The organism is Sphingomicrobium clamense, from assembly GCF_019264355.1.
In the GTDB taxonomy this organism is placed as follows: Bacteria; Pseudomonadota; Alphaproteobacteria; order Sphingomonadales; family Sphingomonadaceae; genus Sphingomicrobium; species Sphingomicrobium clamense.
Map to the genome: position 1 here is coordinate 2,160,183 of NZ_JAHVAH010000001.1, position 19,593 is coordinate 2,179,775.

Here is a 19,593-nt window from a genome sequence, read left to right on the forward strand (position 1 = left end):
CCCCGCGATTCGCACGCCGCTAGGACGGCAGACGATGAGCGACAGCAAATTGCGGGCAGCGCGCGGGCGCTTCGAGGGGCGGGAACATTTCTTCCCGGTCACGGTCTATTTCGAAGACACCGACCTTTCCCAAATCGTCTATCATGCCAACTACTTGCGCTATTTCGAGCGCGCCCGCTCCGACATGCTGCGCGCCTGCGGGATCGACCAGCGCGCGGCAATCGACGCGGGCGAAGGCGCCTATGCGGTGACCCATATGGACATACACTGGAAGGCACCTGCCAAGCTCGACGACGAACTCACCGTGATCTCGACCGTCGAAAATGTCCGCGCCGCCAGCTGTTTCATTCATCAGCGAGTCATGAGAGGCGACGAATTATTGGCGCACGCGGAAGTCACCGCGGCGCTGTTGACGCCAGAGGGTCGGCCGCGCCGCCAGCCGCCCGAATGGATCGAGAAATTCAAGGCGGTGAGCGAAGGGGTATGATGCCGGAAGTGACCACAACGGGCGACTTGATGAGCCCGCTCCATCTGTTCCTGCAGGCCGATCTCGTGGTGAAGCTCGTCATGGTCGGGCTGCTCCTCGCCTCGGTCTGGACTTGGGGCATCATCTTCACCCACAGCGCGCGGCTGCGCAGCGTGGGCAAGCGCACCCGCGAATTCATCGACGACTTCTGGCGCGCCGACGACATCGCCGCCTTCCTCGAGCGGCGCGGCGGCGACAAGCTGCCCCCTGCGCTGATCGTGCGCGCCGGGCTCGACGAATATCGTCGCCCGCGCGCCACCGGCTACGACAAGGCAGGCCTGCGCGAACGCATCTCCATCTCGACCGACGCCGCCATCGCCGGCTCGCTCGACCGCCTGTCCGACCGGCTCAACATCCTCGCCACCGTGGGCAGCGTCGCGCCCTTCGTCGGCCTGTTCGGCACAGTGTGGGGTATCATGCGCAGCTTCACCGCCATCGCGGGCGCCAACAACACCTCGCTCGCGGTCGTCGCGCCGGGCATTGCCGAAGCGCTGTTCGCCACCGCCATCGGCCTGTTCGCCGCGATCCCCGCCGTCATCGCCTATAACCGCCTTACCCACCGCCTCGATCTTTACGAAGCCCAGCTCGGCCGCTTCGCCGACCGCTTCCAGGCGAGCCTCGCGCGCGAGATGGAGAAGGGCTGATGGGCATGGGCGCCGCCGCTCACAGCCATCTCCAGCGTGGCCGCCGAAAGCGCCGCGCGCCGATGAGCGAGATCAACGTCACCCCACTGGTCGACGTGATGCTCGTCCTGCTCATCATTTTCATGGTCACCGCCCCGCTGCTCGTCGCAGGGGTCGCAGTCGACCTGCCCGAGAGCCGCGCCGAGACGCTCGACCAGAATATGGAACCGGTGCAGCTGTCCATCGACGCCGCCGGCAACGTCTCGATCGGCGATGAGCCGGTCGCTCTGTCGGATCTCCCCGCGCGGCTCGAGGAGATCGCGGCGCAGCCTGCCCCGCCCGAGGGCCGCCGCATCTACCTGCGCGCCGACCGCAGCCTCGACTATGGCGCGGTGATGGGCGTGATGGGCGAGCTCAACCGTGCGGGCCTCAACCGCGTTGCCCTGGTCAGCGTCGGAGAGGGCCAACGGTGAACCTCGCCGCCTCCGAATGGCGCGGCACGTCAGCGTCCGTCGCCTTCCACGTGGCGCTGGTCGCGGCGCTCTCGCTGAGCCTTGCCAGCCACGCACTGCCGCCCGAGCCGCCCGCCATCGCCGTCGAATTTGTCGACGATGTCGGGCTGGAATCGGTGGCCGCGGTTCAAGAGAGCGCGCTCGCCACGCAGGCGACGACCACCGAGCCGGAGATCGCGCCCGAGCCCGAGCCCGATCTTGCGCCGCCTCCCCCGGACGCCACGCCGAACCCGCCCGCGGCGTCCGAGGCCACCGAGCCTGCACCTCCGCGCACCGAGCGTCCGACGCCACGCCGCAATCCGCGCCCGACCGGCCGCCTCGACGATCTCGAGATTGACGGGCGCGACCGCGGCAACACCTCGCGCCAGGCCGGCGCCGAGAGCGGAGAGGCCGCGGCGCCCGTCATCGACGCCGCCGCCATGGCCTCGATCCAGCAGGCGATCCGCCGCCAGGTTCAGCCTTGCGCCGACCTCCAGCAGAATCCGGGTCCCGGCGCCAACCAGATCCGCGTCACGCTCAACCTCAAGCTCGCGCGTGACGGCCGCCTGATCAGCCGCCCGCGCGTCGTGCGCACCGCCGGCGTCACGCCCGACAACGCGCGCTACGAAGACCGCGTGCGCGACCTCGCCATCGCCACCTATGTCGGCTGCGCCCCCTTGCGCGGCCTGCCGCCCGAGCTTTACCAGACCGCAGCCGGCGGCTGGTCGAACATCAACATGACCTATCGCTTGCCTTAAGAGGAGCGCCCACCATGCCCAAGATCATTGCTTTCCTCTTCGCCATCCTTGCGCTGCCCGCCGCGGCGATCGCGCAGGATCCGCCGCCGCTCGAGGTCGACGTTATCGGCGGTCGCGACGGCCCCACCCCCGTCGCCGTCCCCGCCATGCCGACCCAGCGCGTCGCGCAGACCAGCGCGGGCAACACGCTCGCGCTTGGCCGCAACGTTGCCGACGTCATCGCCTCCGATTTGCGCCGCACGGGCGCGGTTACCCCGCTCGGCCCCGTGGGTATTCGCGGTCTCGATTTCGGCGAAGTGCGCGCGCCTGCCTATGACGAATGGCGCGATCTCGGCGCCTCGGCGCTCGTTTCGGGCAGCGTCGATGTCGACGGATCGGGCCGCCTCGTCGTCGCCTGCTATTTGTTCGACACGATCACCCGCCGCGAACTGATTCGCCAGGGGTTTGCCGTACAGCCCGACGATTGGCGCCGCGCCGCGCACAAGTGCGCCGACGTCATCTACACCCGCCTGACCGGCGAGGGCGCCTATCTCGACACGCGCATCGTCTATGTCGCGGAAACCGGGCCCAAGAACGCCCGCATCAAGCGCATCGCGATCATGGACAGCGACGGCTCCAACCATCGCTACCTCACCGAAGGCGCCGAAACCGTCCTCACCCCGCGCTTCTCGCCCGACGGCAGCCAGCTCGTTTACATGAGCTACAAGGGCCGTCGCCCGCGGGTCTACAAGCTCGACCTCGCCTCGGGACGCAGCGAGTTGCTGGTGCCCGGCACCGCCTTCACCTTCGCCCCGCGTTATTCACCCGACGGCCGCAACATCGTTTTCTCGATGGGCACGTTCGGCAATAGCGACATCTACGTCGTCCCGGCCTCGGGAGGCACGCCGCGCCGCCTGACCGATGCGCCGGGGGTCGACACCTCGCCCAGCTTCTCGCCCGACGGGCGCCGCATCGTGTTCGAGAGCGATCGCTCCGGCTCGCAGCAGCTCTACGTCATGAACGCGGACGGCTCGGGCCAGCGCCGCATCAGCTTCGGCGGCGGGCAATTCGCCTCGCCCGTCTGGAGCCCGCGCGGCGACCTCATCGCCTTCACCCGGATCGGTGGCGGCCAGTTCCGCATCGGCGTCATGTCGCCCTCGGGCCAGGGCATGCGCCTGCTTACTTCGGCCTGGCAGGACGAGGGGCCCAGCTGGGCGCCCAATGGCCAGTTCGTCATGTTCCATCGCACGTCGCAAGGTAGCGGCGATGCCACGCTTTACGCGGTCCCCGTTGCGGGCGGACGACCGCAGCGTATGCCGACCCCGCTGGGTGGATCCGATCCCAGCTGGTCGCCGTTACAGAACTAACCCCCGCCTGATTTTGCCAAGGAGAATGAATATGCGTCGTCACAACATCGCCCTCATCGGCGTCGCTGCCATCGCCATTGCCGGCTGTTCCAAGAAGGACGAGGCGGTCGAGAGCGCACCTGCCGCGCCCACGTACGAAGAAGTCGACACCACCACCGACGTGAACGACGATATCGACTTGGTGGAGCTGCCCGGTGCGCAGGCCGACCTGATCGCCGCTGCGGGCTCGGACACGGTCTATTTCGCGACCGACGAGCATCTGCTCGACGATGCCGCCAAGGCTACGCTCGCCGCGCAGGCGCGCTGGTTGCTTTCCAACCGCTCGGTCAATGCCTCGATCGAAGGTCATGCCGACGAACGCGGCACGCGCGAATATAACCTCGCGCTGGGCGAACGCCGCGCCAATGCCGCGCGCGATTATTTGGTGTCGCAGGGTGTGCCGATGACTCGCCTGACTACGGTTAGCTGGGGCAAGGAACGCCCTGTCGCCATCGGCTCGAACGAAACCGCCTGGGCGCAAAACCGTCGCGCCGTCACGGTCGTCGTTCAGTAATCATTGCTGGGGGCGTCTTCGGGCGCCCCCACTTCTCCGTACTGCTAGGCGGCGTAACGCTGCCCGCCATTCATGTGCAGCCATGCGCGCGCCTGGCGCTGGGCTTCGGCGATTTCGCGCGCCGTCATTTCCATCGAGATTTCCGCGCGGCAATCCTTGCTCCGCTCGTCCCCGTTGAGCGCGGCAAGGTTGAACCATTTATGCGCTTCGATCAGGTCGACCGTACAACCGCGACGTCCGGTCGAATAGCTGACGCCGAGATCGAACAAGGCTTCGATGTCCCCACCCGCCGCATCGGCAAGCTTGGACTGAAGCAGGAACTCCGCGCTTTTCTGACTGATCGCCATGAAACTTCCCCTGTCTGTTGCTGGAGACAGGTTTGTCGGCGCTTCCCTATGAAAAGGTTAACGCGCTGGTGACCATGTTTGAAACTGTGTCCTATTCGACACGCATATTGTCGATCAATCGCACTTTTCCGAGGAAAACGGCGGCGATCAGACGCGCACCATTCTGGTGCATGTCGAGCGGTTCGAGGCTGTCCGGATCGACATAAGCGACGTAGTCGACCTTTCCGAACCCGGCATTGGCAAGCCGATTTTCGACTTGGGCCAGCGCCTCGGCAGGCGTGGTCCCGGCCGCAATGGCCGCGCCCGCTTGCTTGAGTGCATCGGGCAAGGTCGCAGCGGCTTGTCGCTCTTCCTCGCTCAACAATGCATTGCGCGAGGATAGCGCCAGCCCGTCTTCGGCGCGGACCGTGGGATGGCCCACCACGTCGACACCCAGCCCCAGGTCTGCGTTCATCCGCCGGATCACCGCCAGCTGCTGCCAGTCCTTCTCGCCGAACACCGCGACGTCTGGCGCAATGCCGGTGAACAGCTTGGCGACCACCGTCGCGACCCCGTCAAAGTGGCCCGGGCGGTGCGCGCCTTCCCACGGCTCCGACACGCCCGCGACCGAGATCGTTGTCGCGTAGCCTTGCGGATAGAAATCGTCGCTGGTCGGAAGCCATAACAGGTCCGCCCCCGCCGCCTCCAGCTTCGCCGCATCGCTTTCGACCTGCCGCGGATAACGGTCGAGATCGCCCTTGTCGTTGAATTGGAGCGGATTGACGAAGATCGACACGACCACCTTGTCGGCAACCTCCTTCGCGCGCGCCACCAGCGCCAGATGCCCGTCATGCAGCGCGCCCATGGTCGGCACCATCGCGATCCGTTGCCCGCCCTCACGCAGGGCCGAGAGCGCTTTTTCCAAGCCATCATAGCCATTTATGGTTTGCACGGGGGTGGGGCCTCCGATAGGATTCTGGGTAGCAAAAGGTTTCTAGGGGGAATTTTGGCCATGGGCCAACCGCATTTCGTCGTCTTCGCCAATGAAAAGGGTGGCACGGGAAAGTCCACGACCGCCGTCCACACTGCCGTCGCGCTCGCCGCGACCGGCCACAAGGTCGCCGCACTCGACCTCGACCATCGCCAGCGCACCCTCACCCGCTATCTCGAAAATCGCGATGCGACGATTGCCCGGCTCGGCAAGGATTTGCCACAGGCCACCTATCGGGTCGTCGATGCACAGACGGTCGATGCGCTCCACGATGCGATCCGCGAAACCGCGCCCGGTATGGACGTCGTCATCATCGACACGCCCGGCCGCGACGACGAGGTCGCCAAGGCCGCGATCCTGATGGCCGACACGCTCGTCACGCCGATGAACGACAGCTTCGTCGATCTCGACCTCATCGGCCAGGTTGACCCCGACACCTTCAAGGTCACCCGCCCCAGCTTCTATTCCGAGCTGATCTGGCAGTCGCGCCAGATGCGCGCCAAACAGACCGGCAAGAGCGTCGACTGGGTCGTGCTGCGCAACCGCCTCCAGCATATCGACAGCCACAACCTGCGCCGCGTCGGCGCCGCGCTCGACGAGCTCGCCCGCCGTGTTGGTTTCCGCGTCATCCCGGGTTTGGGCGAACGCGTCATCTACCGCGAGCTCTTCCCCAAGGGCCTCACCCTCCTCGACTTCGAGCAGTTGGGCGAGGTCGGGCTCGGCCACATCGCAGCGAGGCAGGAGCTGCGCGAAATGGTCGCCGGGCTCGGGCTTCCGGGCAGCGAGCGCAACGCCAATGACGAAGGCCCCATTGCCGCGGCGGGCTGATCCACGTTAGGGCCTTCGCCCATGAGTCACAGCTTTCATCCCACCATCCTGCGCCAGTACGACATTCGCGGCGTCGTCGACGACACGCTGCACGAGGCTGACGCCCGCGCGCTCGGCCGCGCCTTCGCCACCATGGCCACCGCCAAGGGCGCGACGAAGATCGCCGTCGGCCGCGACGGTCGCCTCCACAGCGAGCGCCTCGAAGACGCCATCGTAGACGGCCTCACCGCCGGCGGGCTCGACGTCGTCAAGGTCGGCATGGGTCCCTCGCCCATGCTCTATTTCGCCGCCGCCACGCTCGGCGTCGATGGCGGGATTCAGGTTACCGGCAGCCACAACCCGTCCGACTATAACGGTTTCAAAATGTCGCTGGGCGGCCACTCGATCCACGGCGACGCCATCCAGGAGCTCGGCGCGATCGCGCTTTCGGGCGACTGGAGCGAAGGCACCGGCTCGGTCGAGCAGGTCGACATCCAGCAACGCTACGCCGACCGCCTCGTCGAGGATTTCCAGGGCGGCGAATATAAGATCGGCTGGGACGCGGGCAACGGCGCCGCCGGCCCCGTCCTCGAAATGCTGGTCGAGCGCCTGCCGGGCGAACATCACGTCATGCTCGCCGAGGTCGACGGCACCTTCCCGCATCACCATCCCGACCCCACGGTCGAGAAAAACCTCGCCCATCTCAAGGAGCTCGTGCGCGAGAACGACCTCGATTTCGGCATCGCCTTCGACGGCGACGGCGACCGCATCGGCGCAGTCGATGGCGAGGGCCGCGTGATCTGGGGCGACCAGATCCTCATGCTGCTCGCCGAGTCCGTGCTTGCCGACCATCCCGGCGCGACCATCATCGCCGACGTCAAGGCAAGCCGCACCTTCTTCGAGCGCGTTGCCGAGCTGGGCGGCGAGCCGCTCATGTGGAAAACCGGCCACAGCCTCATCAAGTCGAAGATGAAGGAAACCGGCGCCCCGCTCGCGGGCGAGATGAGCGGCCATATCTTTTTCCAGCACCGCTGGTACGGCTTCGACGATGCGCTCTACGCCGCCGTCCGCCTGATCGAAGCCATCGCCGCGTCCGGCAAGTCGCTCACCGAGCTCCACGACGCCATGCCCCACGCCGTCTCGACGCCGGAAATGCGCTTTCCCGTCGGCGACAAGGACAAGTTCGAGGTCGTCACCGCATTGCTCAACAATCTGCGCGCCTCGGGCGCCGACGTCGACGAGACCGACGGCGCGCGCGTCAGCTCGCCCGACGGCTGGTGGCTCCTGCGCGCGTCCAACACGCAGGACGTCCTTGCCGCCCGCGCCGAAGCCAGCGACCAGGCCGGCCTCGACCGCCTCGTCGCGCAAATCGATAGCGAACTGGGAAAACTTGGCGTCAGCCGCGCCTAGGCGTCGGCATCCTCGGACGCCGCTTCGTCATTTTTGGCCTTGAGGCAATCAGGCAGCGTCGGACGGTCCGCCAGTTTGCGCGCCGCCACCGTCTGTCCCGGCCCCGGCGGCACGCGCGCGACGATGCACGGCTCGCCCTCGAGCCGGATCAGCCCCAGATAGCTCGCCGCCGCCATCGGATCGGTCGGGTCCGCAATGTCCAGCCGCACGATCAGCATGCGCGGCTCCTCGGGCGTCGGCCCGCGCCATTCGACCACCGGTCCGATCGAATTGAACTGCCCGCCCGCAACCAGCCGCGTCAGGTCGATCTCGGCGCTCTGATCGCCCGCCGTCGCGATCGTCAGCGTATCGCGCGCATCCGCCGTTCGCACCGTCAGCTCGTAGCCGCCCTGCCCCGGACAGGTCCGCTCCAGCCCGCCGCCCTCGCGGTCCTGCGCGGTGATCTCGCATTCGTCGAGATGGGTGTAGACGCTGCCGATCTCGGGCACCGGCGCTTCGTCGACGACGACCTCCTCGACCGGCACATCGCCTTCGGTCTCGACCGTCTCCGGCTCCACCTCGCGCCCGCACGCCGACAGCATCAGCGCGGATGCGCCCATCAACAATGCCCTCGTCATCTAGTCGTCCTCGTCTTCTCGTCCTACCAGATGCAACGCACGGGCCTTGATCTGGTTCGTCATGCACCAATGCTGCAGCGCATCCTCGCGCCCGTGGGTGATCCACACTTCCTTAGGCGCGACTTCCTTGATCGTCGTCGTCAATTCGTCCCAGTCGGCATGGTCCGACATGATCAGCGGAAATTCGACATTGCGTTGCCGCGCGCGCTGCCGGATACGCATCCAGCCCGACGCCATCGCGGTCAGCGGGTCGGGTAGCCGCCGGCTCCAGCGGTCGTTGAGCGCGCCCGGCGGGCACACCACCACCTTGCCGCGCAATTCGTCCTTCGGCACGCCCGTCGCCAGCCGCAGTTCGCCAAGGTCGACGCCCAATTCCTGGTAGAGATTGCACAGCCGTTCCTGCGCGCCATGGATATAGATCGGCGCGTCATGCCCGCGCAGCCGCATCTCCTTGATCACCCGCTGCGCCTTGCCCAGCGCATAGGCGCCGACCAGCACGCACCGCTCGGGCTCGGCATTGAGGCGCGCCAGCAACCGGTCGATCTCCGCCCCCGTATCGGGATGACGAAAGACGGGTAGCCCGAAGGTCGCCTCGGTGATGAAGATATCGCAAGGCGTTACCACGAACGGCTCGCAGGTCGGGTCCGGGCGGCGCTTGTAGTCGCCCGACACCACTACCCGCTCGCCCTGGTAATCGAGCACAATCTGCGCCGATCCGAGCACGTGGCCCGCGGGCACAAAGCTGACGTCCACCTCGCCCACGCGCACCGTCTCGCCATAGGCGACCGGCTGCTCGTTCTGCTCGCCATAGCGCACGCCCATGATGGCCAGCGTTTCGGGCGTCGCCCACACTGCCTCATGCCCGCCGCGCGCGTGATCGGCGTGCCCGTGCGTGACCAAAGCCTTGGCTTTGGGCTGCATCGGATCGACCCACGCGTCGGCGGGTTTGACGTAGATGCCTTCAGGAAAAGGCTCGATCCATGAACCCAAGCGACCCATACCTGCATTATAGTGGGTGAGACCCTGCGCGGGTTCCCGCGCGACAGAAAGGAATTACACTATGGGAAGCCTCTGGAGCCTCGCCACCGTCATCGGCGTCATCGTCCTCGGCGTCATCTTCGTCTTCGTCATTCGCAAGAATAAGGAAAGCGACATCCCGATGGAGCGCACCGAGCGCGCCACCGAGGAACTGCGCGAGGAAATTCACGAAGAGCATCAACGCAAGCATCCGGACGAGTAGGATCGCTGCCCGCCAAGCTCCCTGAAGTTGTCGAAGACTGGTTCGCGCAGCGTGACTGGCGCGTGCGCGATCACCAGCTGGCCATGCTCGACGCCGCGCGCGCGGGCGACCACACCCTGCTCGTCGCCGCGACCGGCGCGGGTAAGACGCTCGCAGGCTTTCTCCCCTCGATCGTCGACCTGATCGAGGCCCCGACCGACGGGCTGCACACGCTCTACATCTCGCCGCTCAAGGCGCTCGCGGTCGACGTCCAGCGCAACCTCCTCACCCCGATCGAGGAGATGGACCTTCCGATCCGCGTTGAGACGCGCTCGGGCGACACGCCGTCGAACCGAAAGCAGCGACAGCGCACGCGCCCGCCGCAAATGTTGCTGACCACGCCCGAGAGCCTCTCGCTCCTGCTCTCCTATCCGGAGGCGGAGGAGCTGTTCGGCGGGCTGAAGACGATCATCGTCGACGAGGTCCACGCTTTCGCCAAGGAAAAGCGCGGCGACCTGTTGAGCCTCGCCATCGCGCGGCTGCAGAAACTGGCCCCCGCCATGCGCCGCGTCGGCCTGTCGGCGACCATCGCCGATCCCGACGCCTATCGCAGCTGGCTCGCCCCCGATGCCGACATCGATGCCGTGCGGCTGGTCACCGGCGAACCGGGTGCGCGGCCCGAACTGTCCATCTTCATGCCCGAGGACGAGCGCATTCCCTGGGGCGGTCATTCGGGGCGCTACGCCGCTGGGCCGGTGATGGATCTGATCGAGGAACACCAGACCTCGATCATCTTCTGCAACACGCGCTCGCTGTGCGAGCTCATCTTCCAAGACCTCTGGTCGAACAACGAAAAGCAGCTTCCAATAGGCGTCCATCACGGCAGCCTCGCGATCGAGGCGCGGCGCAAGGCCGAGGCGGCGATGGCCGACGGGCGGCTGCGCGCATTGGTCGCGACCGCCTCGCTCGACATGGGGCTCGACTGGGGCAATGTCGATCTCGTCGCGCAGATGGGCGCTCCCAAGGGCTCCAGCCGCTTCCTCCAGCGGATCGGCCGCGCTAACCATCGGCTCGACGAGGCCTCGAAGGGCATGATCGTGCCCGGCAACCGCTTCGAATATCTCGAGGCTCGCGCCTGTCTCGACGCGATCGAGGATGGCGAGCTCGACCCCGAACAGTTCCGCCCCGGCGCGCTCGACGTTTTGGCCCAGCACGTCATGGGGCTCGCCTGCGCAGGCCCGTTCCATGAGGACGAGCTGTTGGCCGAAATCCAGTCCGCCGCGCCCTATGCGGGACTCACACCCGACACGTTCCGAAGTGTGCTCGAATTCAACTCGACCGGTGGCTACGCGCTCAAGGCCTATGACAAGTATAAGCGGCTGACCGAGGGCGAGCCCGGCGTCTGGCGGCTGACCAAGCCCAAGCTCGCGGTCCAGCACCGGCTCAATGCGGGCGTCATCGTCGACAATCCGATGATGGAACTGCGCTTCAAGAATGGCCGTCGGCTCGGCAAGGTCGAGGAAAGCTTCGGCTCGACGCTCGCGCCCGGCGACGCTTTCTTCTTCTCGGGGATCAGCCTCGAGGTCGAAAGCTTCAAGGACAGCGACATCATCGTGCGCGCATCGAAACAGTCGGGGCGCATCGTCTCCTATGGCGGGCAGCGGATGAGCATGTCGACGCATCTTGCGGCGCGCGTGCGCGGCTTCCTCGCCGATCGTTCGCGCTGGGACCGCTTTCCCGACGACGTGAAGGAATGGCTGTTCGTGCAGGGCGAACGCTCGATCCTGCCCGAGCCCGACCAGCTGCTGGTCGAGACCTTCCCGCGCGAGGGGCGCCACTACATGTGCATCTATTCGTTCGAGGGCTGGAACGCGCACCAGTCGCTTGGCATGCTGCTCACCAAGCGCATGGAAAAGGCCAACCTCAAACCCTTGTCATGGGTCGCCAACGACTATGCGCTCGCCGTCTCTTCGCTCGAACCGGTCATCGACCCCGCCCCGCTCTTTTCGGCCGACATCCTCGAAGGCGAATTCAAGCAGTGGGTCGAGGACAGCCACCTCCTCAAGCGCGCTTTTCGCGAGGTGGCGGTCATCGGCGGACTGGTCGAGCGACAGCATCCCGGCAAGCGCAAGACCGGGCGGCAGGTCAGCTTCTCGACCGACCTCATCTACGACGTCCTGCGCAAATATGAGCCCGACCATCTCTTGCTCCGCGCGGCGTGGGAGGATGCCAAGGCGCGCATGACCGAGCTTGGCCGACTTGCCCGTCTCGTCGACCGCGCGCAGGACACGATGGTCCATGTCGCCGCCGACCGCGTCACCCCGCTCGCGGTGCCCATGATGGTCGTCATCGGCCGCGAACAGGCACCCGGCGGCGCGGTGGACGAGGAAATCCTCAAGCAGGCCGAGGCGGATCTCGCCGCCGATGCGATGCGGCTCGACGACTAGTTCACGACAGGTGCAGCCTTTCGCGCTATGGAGGGCGGATTATGCGTATTCTGATCCTTCCCCTCCTCGCCTGCAGCCTCTCGGGCTGTCTCGTGTCCAAGGTCGCCGAAACCGCGGTCGATGTCGCCACCATCCCGGTCAAGGTGGCCGGCGAGGCGGTCGATGCCGTCACCGTCAGCCAGGCCGAGGCCGACCAGAAGCGCGGCAAGGAGTTGCGCAAGGCCGAGGAACGTCATGCCAAGGCGATGCGCGAATGGTCCGACGAATGCGCCAAACTCGAAGCGCGCGGCCGTGAGTGTCCGCCGCGCCCGGTCTTCGTCGTCCCCGATTGATGCGCTACTTCCTGGACACCGAATATAATGGCTTCGGCGGCGCTTTGATGAGCCTCGCGCTCGTGCCCGAAGACGATGCCCAGGAAGAATTCTATACCGTCCTCACCCCGCCCGCGCGGATCGAGCCATGGGTCGAACGTCACGTCGTCCCCTATCTCAATACCGTGCCCGAGCATCTCAAGGACGCGCCGGTCGACCGCGACAGCGCCGCGCACCATCTCGCCCATTATCTCGCCGCAGATCCCGAGCCCGAGATCTGCGCCGACTGGCCCGAGGACCTGTCGCAATTCTCGATGCTGCTGGTGACGGGGCCGGGTGTCATGGTCACCGTGCCGCCCTTCACGCTGCGCCTGCTGACCCTGCCCGGCTTTTCGCCTGCCAAGAATAGCGATGTGCCGCACAATGCGCTCCACGATGCCCGCGCGCTGCGCGACCATGTCATAAATCACTTGGCGTGACTCGCATCGCCTGTCTAAGGCTGGGAAATGGTTCCCCTTTCGTTCGCAGACCGTAACTTTGTCGCCCTTCCTTCGGGCGCGCTTTGGTGGCAGGCGCAATCCGCCCTGCTGGTCGCGGACTTACACCTTGAAAAGGCCAGCTTTTTCGCCCGTTTCGGCCAGATGCTCCCGCCCCATGACAGCCACGAGACCCTGACCCGCGTCGAACACGACATTCAGCAAACCGACGCTCAGTCCGTCTACTGCCTCGGCGACAGTTTCCACGACAAGTTCGGCTGCGACCGCCTGCCCCAAAACGCCCGCGACCTCCTCACCCGCCTGACCGAAACGGTCGATTGGGCCTGGATCACCGGCAACCACGATGCGGGCTTCATCGACCATTGCGGCGGCAGCATCGCCGACGAGGTCGAACTGGACGGCGTGATCCTGCGTCACGAGGCCGAGCTTGGCGAGCCCCGTCCCGAAATGAGCGGCCACTACCACCCCAAGCTGCGCGTGAAGGCACGCGGGCGGCGGGTGTCGCGGCGCTGTTTCGTCGCCAGCGCGACCAAGCTGATCCTGCCGGCCTACGGCGCGTTGACGGGCGGGCTCGACGCCGCGCATCCCGAAATCGTGAAGAAGGTCGGCCAGTCCGCCGAGGCCTTGGTACCGGTCAGCGACCGGCTCTTGCGTTTCCCGATCGCCGCCTAGACCAGCCGCGCCGCGAGCAGGCCGCGCGCGGACGAGCCGATGAAGAAGCCATTCGCAAGATCAGCGCGGGTCACGTCGCCCTCGACTGCCTTGCCTTCATCGATCATCCCCTGACGGAAGACACCTGGCATCAGCCCTGCGCTGCGCGGCGGGGTGACCAGCGTGCCATCTCGCTCGACGAAAACCGACGAGCGGCTCCCTTCGGTAATCGTCCCGTCGGCGCGTTCGAAGACAACTTCGTGCGCCTCGCTCGTCTTCCGAGGATCGTCATAGAATGCGCGGTCGGTCGTCTTGTAGTCGAGACGGAAGTCGCCCGGCTCAACCTCCATCGGCACGACCTCCACCGATACCGGTTCGGTCGGCGGATCACCAAGGGGCCGCACCTCGATCGCCATCGCGCCGGTCCGCGACGCGAGCAGTCGGACCAGCGACACGTCGGGCTTGCCGAACGTCGCCGCCTGCAGCTCGTTGCGGGCATCGTGACGGTCGTAGGCAAAGCCGAGAGCGGCCGCCGCTTCCTTCATGCGCAGCAAGTGCGCCTCGAGGGCGATGATCCCCTCTTCCGGATCGTAACGCATGGTTTCGATAAGATCGAATTCGCTCGCCGCGTCTTCCACGAACTTCCCCTTGAGACGGCACTCGGCCCACTCATGGCGCGGCACCGAATCGACGACAAGCCCCGATCCGAGTCCAAGCCGCGCCTGTGACGAGCCCGCCACACGTTCGAGCGTACGGATCATGACATTGAAGGCCGCATCGCCATTCGGCGACATCCAGCCCATCGAGCCAGTATAGGCGCCGCGCGGCTCCGGCTCGAGCTCACGCAGTGCCTTGATCGCCGCAATCTTGGGCGCGCCCGTCACCGACCCGCACGGGAACAATTTCTCGATCGCATCGACCGCCGTCATGCCGGGCGCCAGTTCGGCCTCGATCTCGGACACCATCTGGTGGACCGTCGGGTAGGTTTCGACCGCAAAGAGCTTCGGCACCCGCACCGTCCCGGGCACTGCGACCCGCGCCATGTCATTGCGCAGCAGGTCGACGATCATCAGATTTTCCGCCCGTTGCTTTTCGTCGGCGGCAAGCTCCTTAGCCAACTTCCGGTCGATCTCTGGGCTTTCCCCGCGCGGCGCGGTCCCCTTCATTGGTTTTGCAGAGAGACAACCATTTTCGACCTTAAAAAATTGTTCAGGCGAAACAGAAATTAGTTCGTAGCTTTCCGTCGCAAGCACACCGCCCCAACCGCCGGTTCCGTGCGATCGCAATGCGCGGTAAAGCCCCAGCGCGCTGCCGCCCACCGCAACATCGTTCTGAAAGGTGAGGTTGGCCTGGTAATAGTCGCCCGCAAACAGCGCCTCGCGCACCCGTTCGACCGCCGCCACATATTTTGCTTCGGCTATCCTTGGGACTGGCGAGGCGACACGACCCTCACGGTCCGAGAGCAAGTCCTCGATGTCTGCCTTCGAAAGCCTCTGCGGCGCGTCGAACAGACCGAACCACAAGAGCGGCCTATCCCCTTGGCGCGCCGATGCCTCAAGCGCCGGGTCGAGCGCATGACCGGCTTCGTAGCCAAGATATCCGGCGGCATAGTTGCCCTCGGCAAGCGCCGTGCGCAGCCGCTCGAGCGCGGGCCGCACCTGCCCCAATCGCTCGGCGACCACCACTTCGCGCGGGCTTTCGAACAGCAGCGCGCCAGCCTCGCTGTCGGGCCGTGCATCGTCGAATAGGCAGAAGGGCGCGTCCATTCTCCATCGCCTAGGCCCGCCATTCGTCGAGGTCCAGCTTGCCAGCGCCCCGCGACAATGCTTCCTTCGCGCCGACCAAATCACAGGGGACACCGCACATGATCTTTCGCTCCGCTCTCGCCACCCTCCTGATCGGCACCGCCTCTCCCGCGCTCGCGCAGGACGTGATGGACAAGCCCAGCACGCTCACCGCCAGCGGCATGCCCGATATCCCGGCCGAAATTTACGACGATGCGCGCGGCTATCTCGAGGGGCGCAGCGCGGGGTTCCGTGGTTGGGACCCCAAGGACGGATCGATGCTGATCAGCACCCGTTTCGGCAATGTCAGCCAGATTCACCGCGTCACCATGCCGCTCGGCATGCGCCAGCAGATTACGTTCGAGAGCGAGCCGGTCGGCGCAAGCCTTAGCCCGGACGGCGAAACCATGATCGTCTCCAAGGATGCGGGCGGCAGCGAATTCAACCAGCTCTATCTCTACGACAATGCCCGCCTCACCCTCCTCACCGACGGCGAAAGCCGCAACGGCATGGGCCCCTGGATGGAGGATAGCAGCGCCTTCGCCTTCGGATCGACCAAGCGCAACGGCCGCGAAAGCGACATCTACTTGATGAACCCCGCGAATCCGTCCTCGGCGCGCATGATCTTCGAGGCCCCGACCGTCGGCTATTATGCCGCCGCCTTCTCGCCCGACGGCAGCAAGCTGGTCATCGGCCATTACACCTCGGTCCAGAAGAATGACTATTACCTGCTCGACCTGGCGTCGGGCGAGGTTGCCCCGATCGGCGATCCCTCTCGCGTCATTTCGCAGATGGGCGCGGGATTCGACAATGACGGCAATCTCTGGGTTACCTCCGACGAAGGATCCGACTTCAAGCGGCTCGGCATGCTCGACCTCGCCACCGGCGCCTTCACCACAGTCGGCGATTTCGGCGACTGGGACGTGTCGGGCTTCGTCATCTCCGATGACGGCAGCATGATGGCGATCGAGACCAGCGAGGCCGGCCTCTCCAAGCTCTACCTTCGCGACATGGCGAGCGGCACGATCCGCCCGGTCACGACGCTTCCGCCCGGCGTCGTCGGCGGGTTCGATTTCTCGCCCGACAACACGCTTGGCATGACGCTGACGTCCAACAAGGGCACCGACGCCTACGCGCTCGACACCGACACGCTCGAGCTGACCCGCTGGACGAAGAGCGAGAGCGGCGGCATCGACCTCGACCGCAATGCCGATCCCGAGATCGTTAGCATCGAGAGCTTCGACGGCGAGCGCGTCACCGGACTGCTCTATCGCCCCGACCCATCGAAATTTCCGGGACCGCGCCCACTGATCATCGACATTCACGGCGGCCCCGAAGGACAGACCGCAGCGACCTCGCGCGGCACCGACAATTATTACGTCAACGAACTCGGCTACGCCCGCTTCTACCCCAACGTGCGCGGCTCGACCGGCTTCGGTAAGCGCTTCGTCAGCCTCGATAACGGCCCGTTCCTGCGCGAAAACAGTGTCAAGGATATCGGCGCCTTCCTCGACCATTTCGCGAGCGACGCAGCGATCGATTCCGACCGGATCGGCGTGACCGGGGGCAGCTATGGCGGCTACATGTGCTACGCCACCGCCATCCATTATCCCGACAAGGTCAACGGCGCGGTTTGCAACGTCGCCATCTCCTCCTTCGTCACCTTCCTCGAGAATACGCAGGATTATCGCCGTGACCTGCGCCGCGCCGAATATGGCGACGAGCGCGATCCGGAGCAGCGCGCCAAGCTGGTCGAAATCTCGCCCATGACCCGCATCACCGAGATCAGCGACCCGCTGTTCGTCATCCAGGGCGCCAACGACCCGCGCGTTCCCAAGTCGGAGGCCGACCAACTGGTCGCCAAGGTGCGCGAGGCGGGCCAGGACGTCTGGTATCTCGTCGGCGAAAATGAAGGCCACGGCTTCGCCAAGAAGGACAATCGCGATTATCAGATCGCTGCCGAAATCCTGTTCTGGAGCCAGGTCATGGGAGAGAATAACTAATGCTCAGCGCCGTCATCGCGGCCAGTATTGCCGCACAGCCCACGCCCGTTCCCGAAATCGCGCCCGACGTGAAGGCGCGGATCGACCGCATCCTTGCCGAGACTCCGCTGGTCGACGGGCATAACGACCTGCCGATCGCGACGCGCTTCCGCCGCGAGGGCGATGTCGCCAACCTCCAGAGCGATAGCGAACCGCTCCATACCGACATGGACCGGCTTAAGGCGGGCGGTGTCGGGGCGCAGCTCTGGTCGGTCTATATCCCCGCCAGCATCACCGGCGACGAGGCGGTGCGCTACACGATCGAACAGATCGACATTACCGACCGGCTGATCGCGGCCTATCCCGATACGCTCGCCTGGGCAGACACTGCGGACGAGATCGAAGCGATCCATGCCAGCGGCCGCATCGCCTCCTTCGCGGGGATCGAGGGCGGGCACCAGATTGGCGGCAATCTCGCCGCACTCCGCCAGTTCCGCAAGCTCGGTGCGATCTACATGACGCTCACCCATTCGGCGACCACCGGCTGGGCCGACAGCGCCACCGATGCGCCCAAGCATGACGGCCTGTCCGACTTTGGCGTCGAAGTCATCAAGGAGATGAACCGCATCGGCATGCTGGTCGATTTGAGCCACGTCACCGAAGCGGCCATGCACGACGCGCTCGATGCCTCGCGCGCGCCGGTCATCTTCTCGCACAGCAGCGCGCGCGGCGTCGGCGGCCACCCGCGCAACGTGCCCGACAGCGTGCTCGAACGCCTTTCCGACAATGGCGGGGTGGTTATGGTCACCTTCGTTCCCAGCTTCATCAGCGACGAGAATTGGGATTGGTTCGCCAATCGCAGCGCCTATCGCGCGCGTCACGAAGCCAAGCATCCGGGTGAGACCCCCGAGGAGCTCGCCGCGGCGCTGGAACGCTGGGAAGAGCGCAATCCGATGCCGCGCGTAACCGTTTCAATGGTAGCCAACCATGTCGATCATATCGCCAGGGTCGCCGGCTACGATCATGTCGGCATCGGCGGCGATTTCGACGGGATCAGCTCGACCGTCGACGGGCTCGACAGCGTCGACGATTATCCCAACCTGTTCGCCGAACTGATCGCGCGCGGCTGGTCGGACGAGAATCTCGCCAAGCTCGCGGGTGGCAATTTCCTGCGTGCCTTGCGCGGTGCCGAAGCAGCGGCTGCAGCGATGGCCGATGTCCCGCCCTCGCTCGACAAGCCCGACATGGAAGACTAAACGCCCGCCACCATGTCCGACACTCCGCCCCTCAGGCTGGCGATCATCCCGGTGACGCCGCTCCAGCAGAATTGCTCGCTCATCGTTTGCGCGAAGACCAACAAGGCTGCGCTGGTCGATCCTGGCGGCGACCTCGACAAGCTCAAGGCCGCGATCGAACAGACCGGAGTGGAGATGGAGAAAATCCTGATCACCCACGGACATATCGACCATTGCGGTTCGGCAAAGGTGCTGGCCGAGGAGCTGGGGCTGAAGATCGAGGGGCCACAGGAGGAAGATCGCTTCTGGATCTCGCGGCTCGAGGAGGACGGTGCGCGCTACGGGGTCCCCGGTGTCCCGTTCGAACCTGACCGCTGGCTCGAGGATGGCGATACGGTGACAGTGGGCGAGGTGACGATGAATGTCGCCCACTGCCCCGGCCACACGCCCGGCCACATCATTTTCCATAGCCCCGAGTCGAAGCTCGCGATCGTCGGCGATGTCCTGTTCAAGGGGTCGATCGGGCGCACGGATTTTCCGCGCGGCAACCACCAGGACCTGCTCGATTCGATCACGCAGAAGCTCTGGCCGATGGGCGATGACACCGCCTTCGTCCCGGGCCATGGTCCGATGAGCACGTTCGGGGCGGAACGCGCCTCCAACCCCTTCGTGGGAGACGCCGCTCTGCAAGGGGGCTAGAAGCCTTGCAACCCATGGGAAATCCGCTATAGAGCGCCCCGTCTAGCGATGATCCGGCGCCGCCGCGGGGTTTCCCCGACGAGCTGGTCGCGGATGATCGCTCATTTTTTTGGTTTATTGTAAGAAGGTGCCGTCATGGCCGTCCCTAAGAGAAAAACCACGCCCTCCAAGAAGGGCATGCGCCGCAGCCATCACGCGCTGAAGCCGGATGCATTCCAGGAATGCCCGAACTGCGGTGAACTCAAGCGCCCGCACAATATGTGCGATGCTTGCGGCCACTATAACGGTCGCCTGATCATCGAACCCGACGCCTAAGTCGC

Annotated in this window: 22 protein-coding genes; 17 read left to right on the forward strand and 5 right to left on the reverse strand. The window is 65.6% G+C overall.

The window, feature by feature from the left end; genetic code table 11:
• Positions 1-34: 34 nt before the first annotated feature.
• The 6 genes from KTQ36_RS11035 to pal are packed head-to-tail and all read left to right on the forward strand — an operon-like array spanning position 35 to position 4,297.
• A complete protein-coding gene (locus tag KTQ36_RS11035; RefSeq protein ID WP_218633706.1) occupies positions 35-487 on the forward strand; it encodes a YbgC/FadM family acyl-CoA thioesterase in 453 nt (150 codons plus the stop codon).
• 29 nt (positions 488-516) lie between these two features.
• Entirely contained in the window at positions 517-1,170 is a 654-nt protein-coding gene (tolQ, locus tag KTQ36_RS11040; RefSeq protein WP_218633707.1) for a protein TolQ, read from the forward strand.
• The gene (locus tag KTQ36_RS11045; protein WP_218633708.1) at positions 1,170-1,622 is read left to right on the forward strand and encodes an ExbD/TolR family protein; all 453 of its coding nucleotides are present in this window, start codon (positions 1,170-1,172) and stop codon (positions 1,620-1,622) included. The genes tolQ and KTQ36_RS11045 overlap by 1 nt, the downstream gene beginning before the upstream one ends.
• Positions 1,619-2,398, forward strand: a complete 780-nt coding sequence (locus tag KTQ36_RS11050) for a hypothetical protein (protein ID WP_218633709.1) — start codon at positions 1,619-1,621, stop codon at positions 2,396-2,398. Before KTQ36_RS11045 ends, KTQ36_RS11050 begins: the two co-directional genes overlap by 4 nt.
• A gap of 14 nt (positions 2,399-2,412) precedes the next feature.
• Positions 2,413-3,744, forward strand: coding sequence for a Tol-Pal system beta propeller repeat protein TolB (gene tolB / locus KTQ36_RS11055; RefSeq protein ID WP_218633710.1), 1,332 nt, complete (start codon positions 2,413-2,415; stop codon positions 3,742-3,744).
• 31 nt (positions 3,745-3,775) lie between these two features.
• A complete protein-coding gene (gene pal, locus KTQ36_RS11060) occupies positions 3,776-4,297 on the forward strand; it encodes a peptidoglycan-associated lipoprotein Pal (RefSeq protein ID WP_218633711.1) in 522 nt (173 codons plus the stop codon).
• A 44-nt stretch (positions 4,298-4,341) separates the two neighbouring features.
• Here pal and KTQ36_RS11065 read toward each other — a convergent pair whose 3' ends face one another.
• On the reverse strand, positions 4,342-4,644 hold the full coding sequence (locus KTQ36_RS11065; RefSeq protein ID WP_218633712.1) for an SEL1-like repeat protein: 303 nt from the start codon (positions 4,642-4,644) through the stop codon (positions 4,342-4,344).
• Between the two features lie 91 nt (positions 4,645-4,735).
• The gene (gene panC, locus KTQ36_RS11070; RefSeq protein WP_218633713.1) at positions 4,736-5,575 is read right to left on the reverse strand and encodes a pantoate--beta-alanine ligase; all 840 of its coding nucleotides are present in this window, start codon (positions 5,573-5,575) and stop codon (positions 4,736-4,738) included.
• A gap of 60 nt (positions 5,576-5,635) precedes the next feature.
• Here panC and KTQ36_RS11075 point away from each other — a divergent pair, with 60 nt between their 5' ends.
• Together KTQ36_RS11075 and pgmG are read left to right on the forward strand one after the other, a co-directional pair.
• Positions 5,636-6,442 carry a division plane positioning ATPase MipZ gene (locus KTQ36_RS11075; protein ID WP_218633714.1) on the forward strand — a complete coding sequence of 269 codons (807 nt, stop codon included), beginning with the start codon at positions 5,636-5,638 and terminating at the stop codon, positions 6,440-6,442.
• A 21-nt stretch (positions 6,443-6,463) separates the two neighbouring features.
• Positions 6,464-7,831, forward strand: coding sequence for a phosphoglucomutase/phosphomannomutase PgmG (pgmG, locus tag KTQ36_RS11080; RefSeq protein ID WP_218633715.1), 1,368 nt, complete (start codon positions 6,464-6,466; stop codon positions 7,829-7,831).
• Here the strand turns inward: pgmG and KTQ36_RS11085 are convergent.
• Together KTQ36_RS11085 and KTQ36_RS11090 are read right to left on the reverse strand one after the other, a co-directional pair.
• Complete coding sequence (locus tag KTQ36_RS11085) at positions 7,828-8,448, reverse strand: hypothetical protein (RefSeq protein WP_218633716.1); 621 nt, start codon at positions 8,446-8,448, stop codon at positions 7,828-7,830. The two genes, pgmG and KTQ36_RS11085, sit on opposite strands and share 4 nt — an antisense overlap.
• The gene (locus KTQ36_RS11090; protein WP_255554578.1) at positions 8,449-9,438 is read right to left on the reverse strand and encodes a ligase-associated DNA damage response exonuclease; all 990 of its coding nucleotides are present in this window, start codon (positions 9,436-9,438) and stop codon (positions 8,449-8,451) included.
• A gap of 70 nt (positions 9,439-9,508) precedes the next feature.
• On the opposite strand from KTQ36_RS11090, the gene KTQ36_RS11095 reads away from it, so the two are divergent.
• Genes KTQ36_RS11095 through pdeM form a run of 5 tightly spaced genes read left to right on the forward strand, consistent with a single transcriptional unit; the run spans position 9,509 to position 13,594 of the window.
• Entirely contained in the window at positions 9,509-9,688 is a 180-nt protein-coding gene (locus KTQ36_RS11095; RefSeq protein ID WP_218633718.1) for a hypothetical protein, read from the forward strand.
• Between the two features lie 5 nt (positions 9,689-9,693).
• Positions 9,694-12,114: a ligase-associated DNA damage response DEXH box helicase gene (locus tag KTQ36_RS11100; RefSeq protein WP_218633922.1), complete on the forward strand. Its 2,421-nt coding sequence runs from the start codon at positions 9,694-9,696 to the stop codon at positions 12,112-12,114.
• Between the two features lie 41 nt (positions 12,115-12,155).
• Positions 12,156-12,446 (forward strand): hypothetical protein, encoded by a 291-nt coding sequence (locus KTQ36_RS11105; protein WP_218633719.1) that lies wholly within the window; start codon positions 12,156-12,158, stop codon positions 12,444-12,446.
• Positions 12,446-12,904 (forward strand): hypothetical protein, encoded by a 459-nt coding sequence (locus KTQ36_RS11110; RefSeq protein ID WP_218633720.1) that lies wholly within the window; start codon positions 12,446-12,448, stop codon positions 12,902-12,904. Before KTQ36_RS11105 ends, KTQ36_RS11110 begins: the two co-directional genes overlap by 1 nt.
• A 27-nt stretch (positions 12,905-12,931) precedes the next feature.
• Positions 12,932-13,594: a ligase-associated DNA damage response endonuclease PdeM gene (pdeM, locus tag KTQ36_RS11115; RefSeq protein WP_218633721.1), complete on the forward strand. Its 663-nt coding sequence runs from the start codon at positions 12,932-12,934 to the stop codon at positions 13,592-13,594.
• On the opposite strand, the gene pabB is transcribed toward pdeM, so the two are convergent.
• Complete coding sequence (pabB, locus tag KTQ36_RS11120) at positions 13,591-15,339, reverse strand: aminodeoxychorismate synthase component I (RefSeq protein WP_218633722.1); 1,749 nt, start codon at positions 15,337-15,339, stop codon at positions 13,591-13,593. The genes pdeM and pabB overlap by 4 nt on opposite strands.
• Before the next feature lie 98 nt (positions 15,340-15,437).
• Here pabB and KTQ36_RS11125 point away from each other — a divergent pair, with 98 nt between their 5' ends.
• The 4 genes from KTQ36_RS11125 to rpmF all read left to right on the forward strand — a co-directional run bounded on the left by KTQ36_RS11125 (position 15,438) and on the right by rpmF (position 19,588).
• Positions 15,438-17,360, forward strand: coding sequence for a S9 family peptidase (locus tag KTQ36_RS11125; RefSeq protein WP_218633723.1), 1,923 nt, complete (start codon positions 15,438-15,440; stop codon positions 17,358-17,360).
• Complete coding sequence (locus KTQ36_RS11130; protein ID WP_218633724.1) at positions 17,360-18,595, forward strand: dipeptidase; 1,236 nt, start codon at positions 17,360-17,362, stop codon at positions 18,593-18,595. Before KTQ36_RS11125 ends, KTQ36_RS11130 begins: the two co-directional genes overlap by 1 nt.
• Before the next feature lie 12 nt (positions 18,596-18,607).
• Positions 18,608-19,273 (forward strand): MBL fold metallo-hydrolase, encoded by a 666-nt coding sequence (locus KTQ36_RS11135; protein ID WP_218633725.1) that lies wholly within the window; start codon positions 18,608-18,610, stop codon positions 19,271-19,273.
• Positions 19,274-19,408: 135 nt separating this feature from the next.
• Positions 19,409-19,588, forward strand: a complete 180-nt coding sequence (gene rpmF, locus KTQ36_RS11140; protein WP_218633726.1) for a 50S ribosomal protein L32 — start codon at positions 19,409-19,411, stop codon at positions 19,586-19,588.
• Positions 19,589-19,593: the final 5 nt, after the last annotated feature.

Coding starts and splice junctions, on each gene's coding strand:
- KTQ36_RS11045 (WP_218633708.1), top strand. CDS start 1,170: ATGGGCATGGGCGCCGCCGCTCACAGCCATCTCCAGCGTGGCCGCCGA.
- KTQ36_RS11075 (WP_218633714.1), top strand. CDS start 5,636: ATGGGCCAACCGCATTTCGTCGTCTTCGCCAATGAAAAGGGTGGCACG.
- KTQ36_RS11065 (WP_218633712.1), bottom strand. CDS start 4,644: ATGGCGATCAGTCAGAAAAGCGCGGAGTTCCTGCTTCAGTCCAAGCTT.
- KTQ36_RS11130 (WP_218633724.1), top strand. CDS start 17,360: ATGCTCAGCGCCGTCATCGCGGCCAGTATTGCCGCACAGCCCACGCCC.
- KTQ36_RS11095 (WP_218633718.1), top strand. CDS start 9,509: ATGGGAAGCCTCTGGAGCCTCGCCACCGTCATCGGCGTCATCGTCCTC.
- KTQ36_RS11125 (WP_218633723.1), top strand. CDS start 15,438: ATGATCTTTCGCTCCGCTCTCGCCACCCTCCTGATCGGCACCGCCTCT.
- tolQ (WP_218633707.1), top strand. CDS start 517: ATGAGCCCGCTCCATCTGTTCCTGCAGGCCGATCTCGTGGTGAAGCTC.
- pabB (WP_218633722.1), bottom strand. CDS start 15,339: ATGGACGCGCCCTTCTGCCTATTCGACGATGCACGGCCCGACAGCGAG.
- rpmF (WP_218633726.1), top strand. CDS start 19,409: ATGGCCGTCCCTAAGAGAAAAACCACGCCCTCCAAGAAGGGCATGCGC.
- pgmG (WP_218633715.1), top strand. CDS start 6,464: ATGAGTCACAGCTTTCATCCCACCATCCTGCGCCAGTACGACATTCGC.
- KTQ36_RS11110 (WP_218633720.1), top strand. CDS start 12,446: ATGCGCTACTTCCTGGACACCGAATATAATGGCTTCGGCGGCGCTTTG.
- KTQ36_RS11105 (WP_218633719.1), top strand. CDS start 12,156: ATGCGTATTCTGATCCTTCCCCTCCTCGCCTGCAGCCTCTCGGGCTGT.
- tolB (WP_218633710.1), top strand. CDS start 2,413: ATGCCCAAGATCATTGCTTTCCTCTTCGCCATCCTTGCGCTGCCCGCC.
- KTQ36_RS11035 (WP_218633706.1), top strand. CDS start 35: ATGAGCGACAGCAAATTGCGGGCAGCGCGCGGGCGCTTCGAGGGGCGG.
- KTQ36_RS11135 (WP_218633725.1), top strand. CDS start 18,608: ATGTCCGACACTCCGCCCCTCAGGCTGGCGATCATCCCGGTGACGCCG.
- pdeM (WP_218633721.1), top strand. CDS start 12,932: ATGGTTCCCCTTTCGTTCGCAGACCGTAACTTTGTCGCCCTTCCTTCG.
- pal (WP_218633711.1), top strand. CDS start 3,776: ATGCGTCGTCACAACATCGCCCTCATCGGCGTCGCTGCCATCGCCATT.
- KTQ36_RS11085 (WP_218633716.1), bottom strand. CDS start 8,448: ATGACGAGGGCATTGTTGATGGGCGCATCCGCGCTGATGCTGTCGGCG.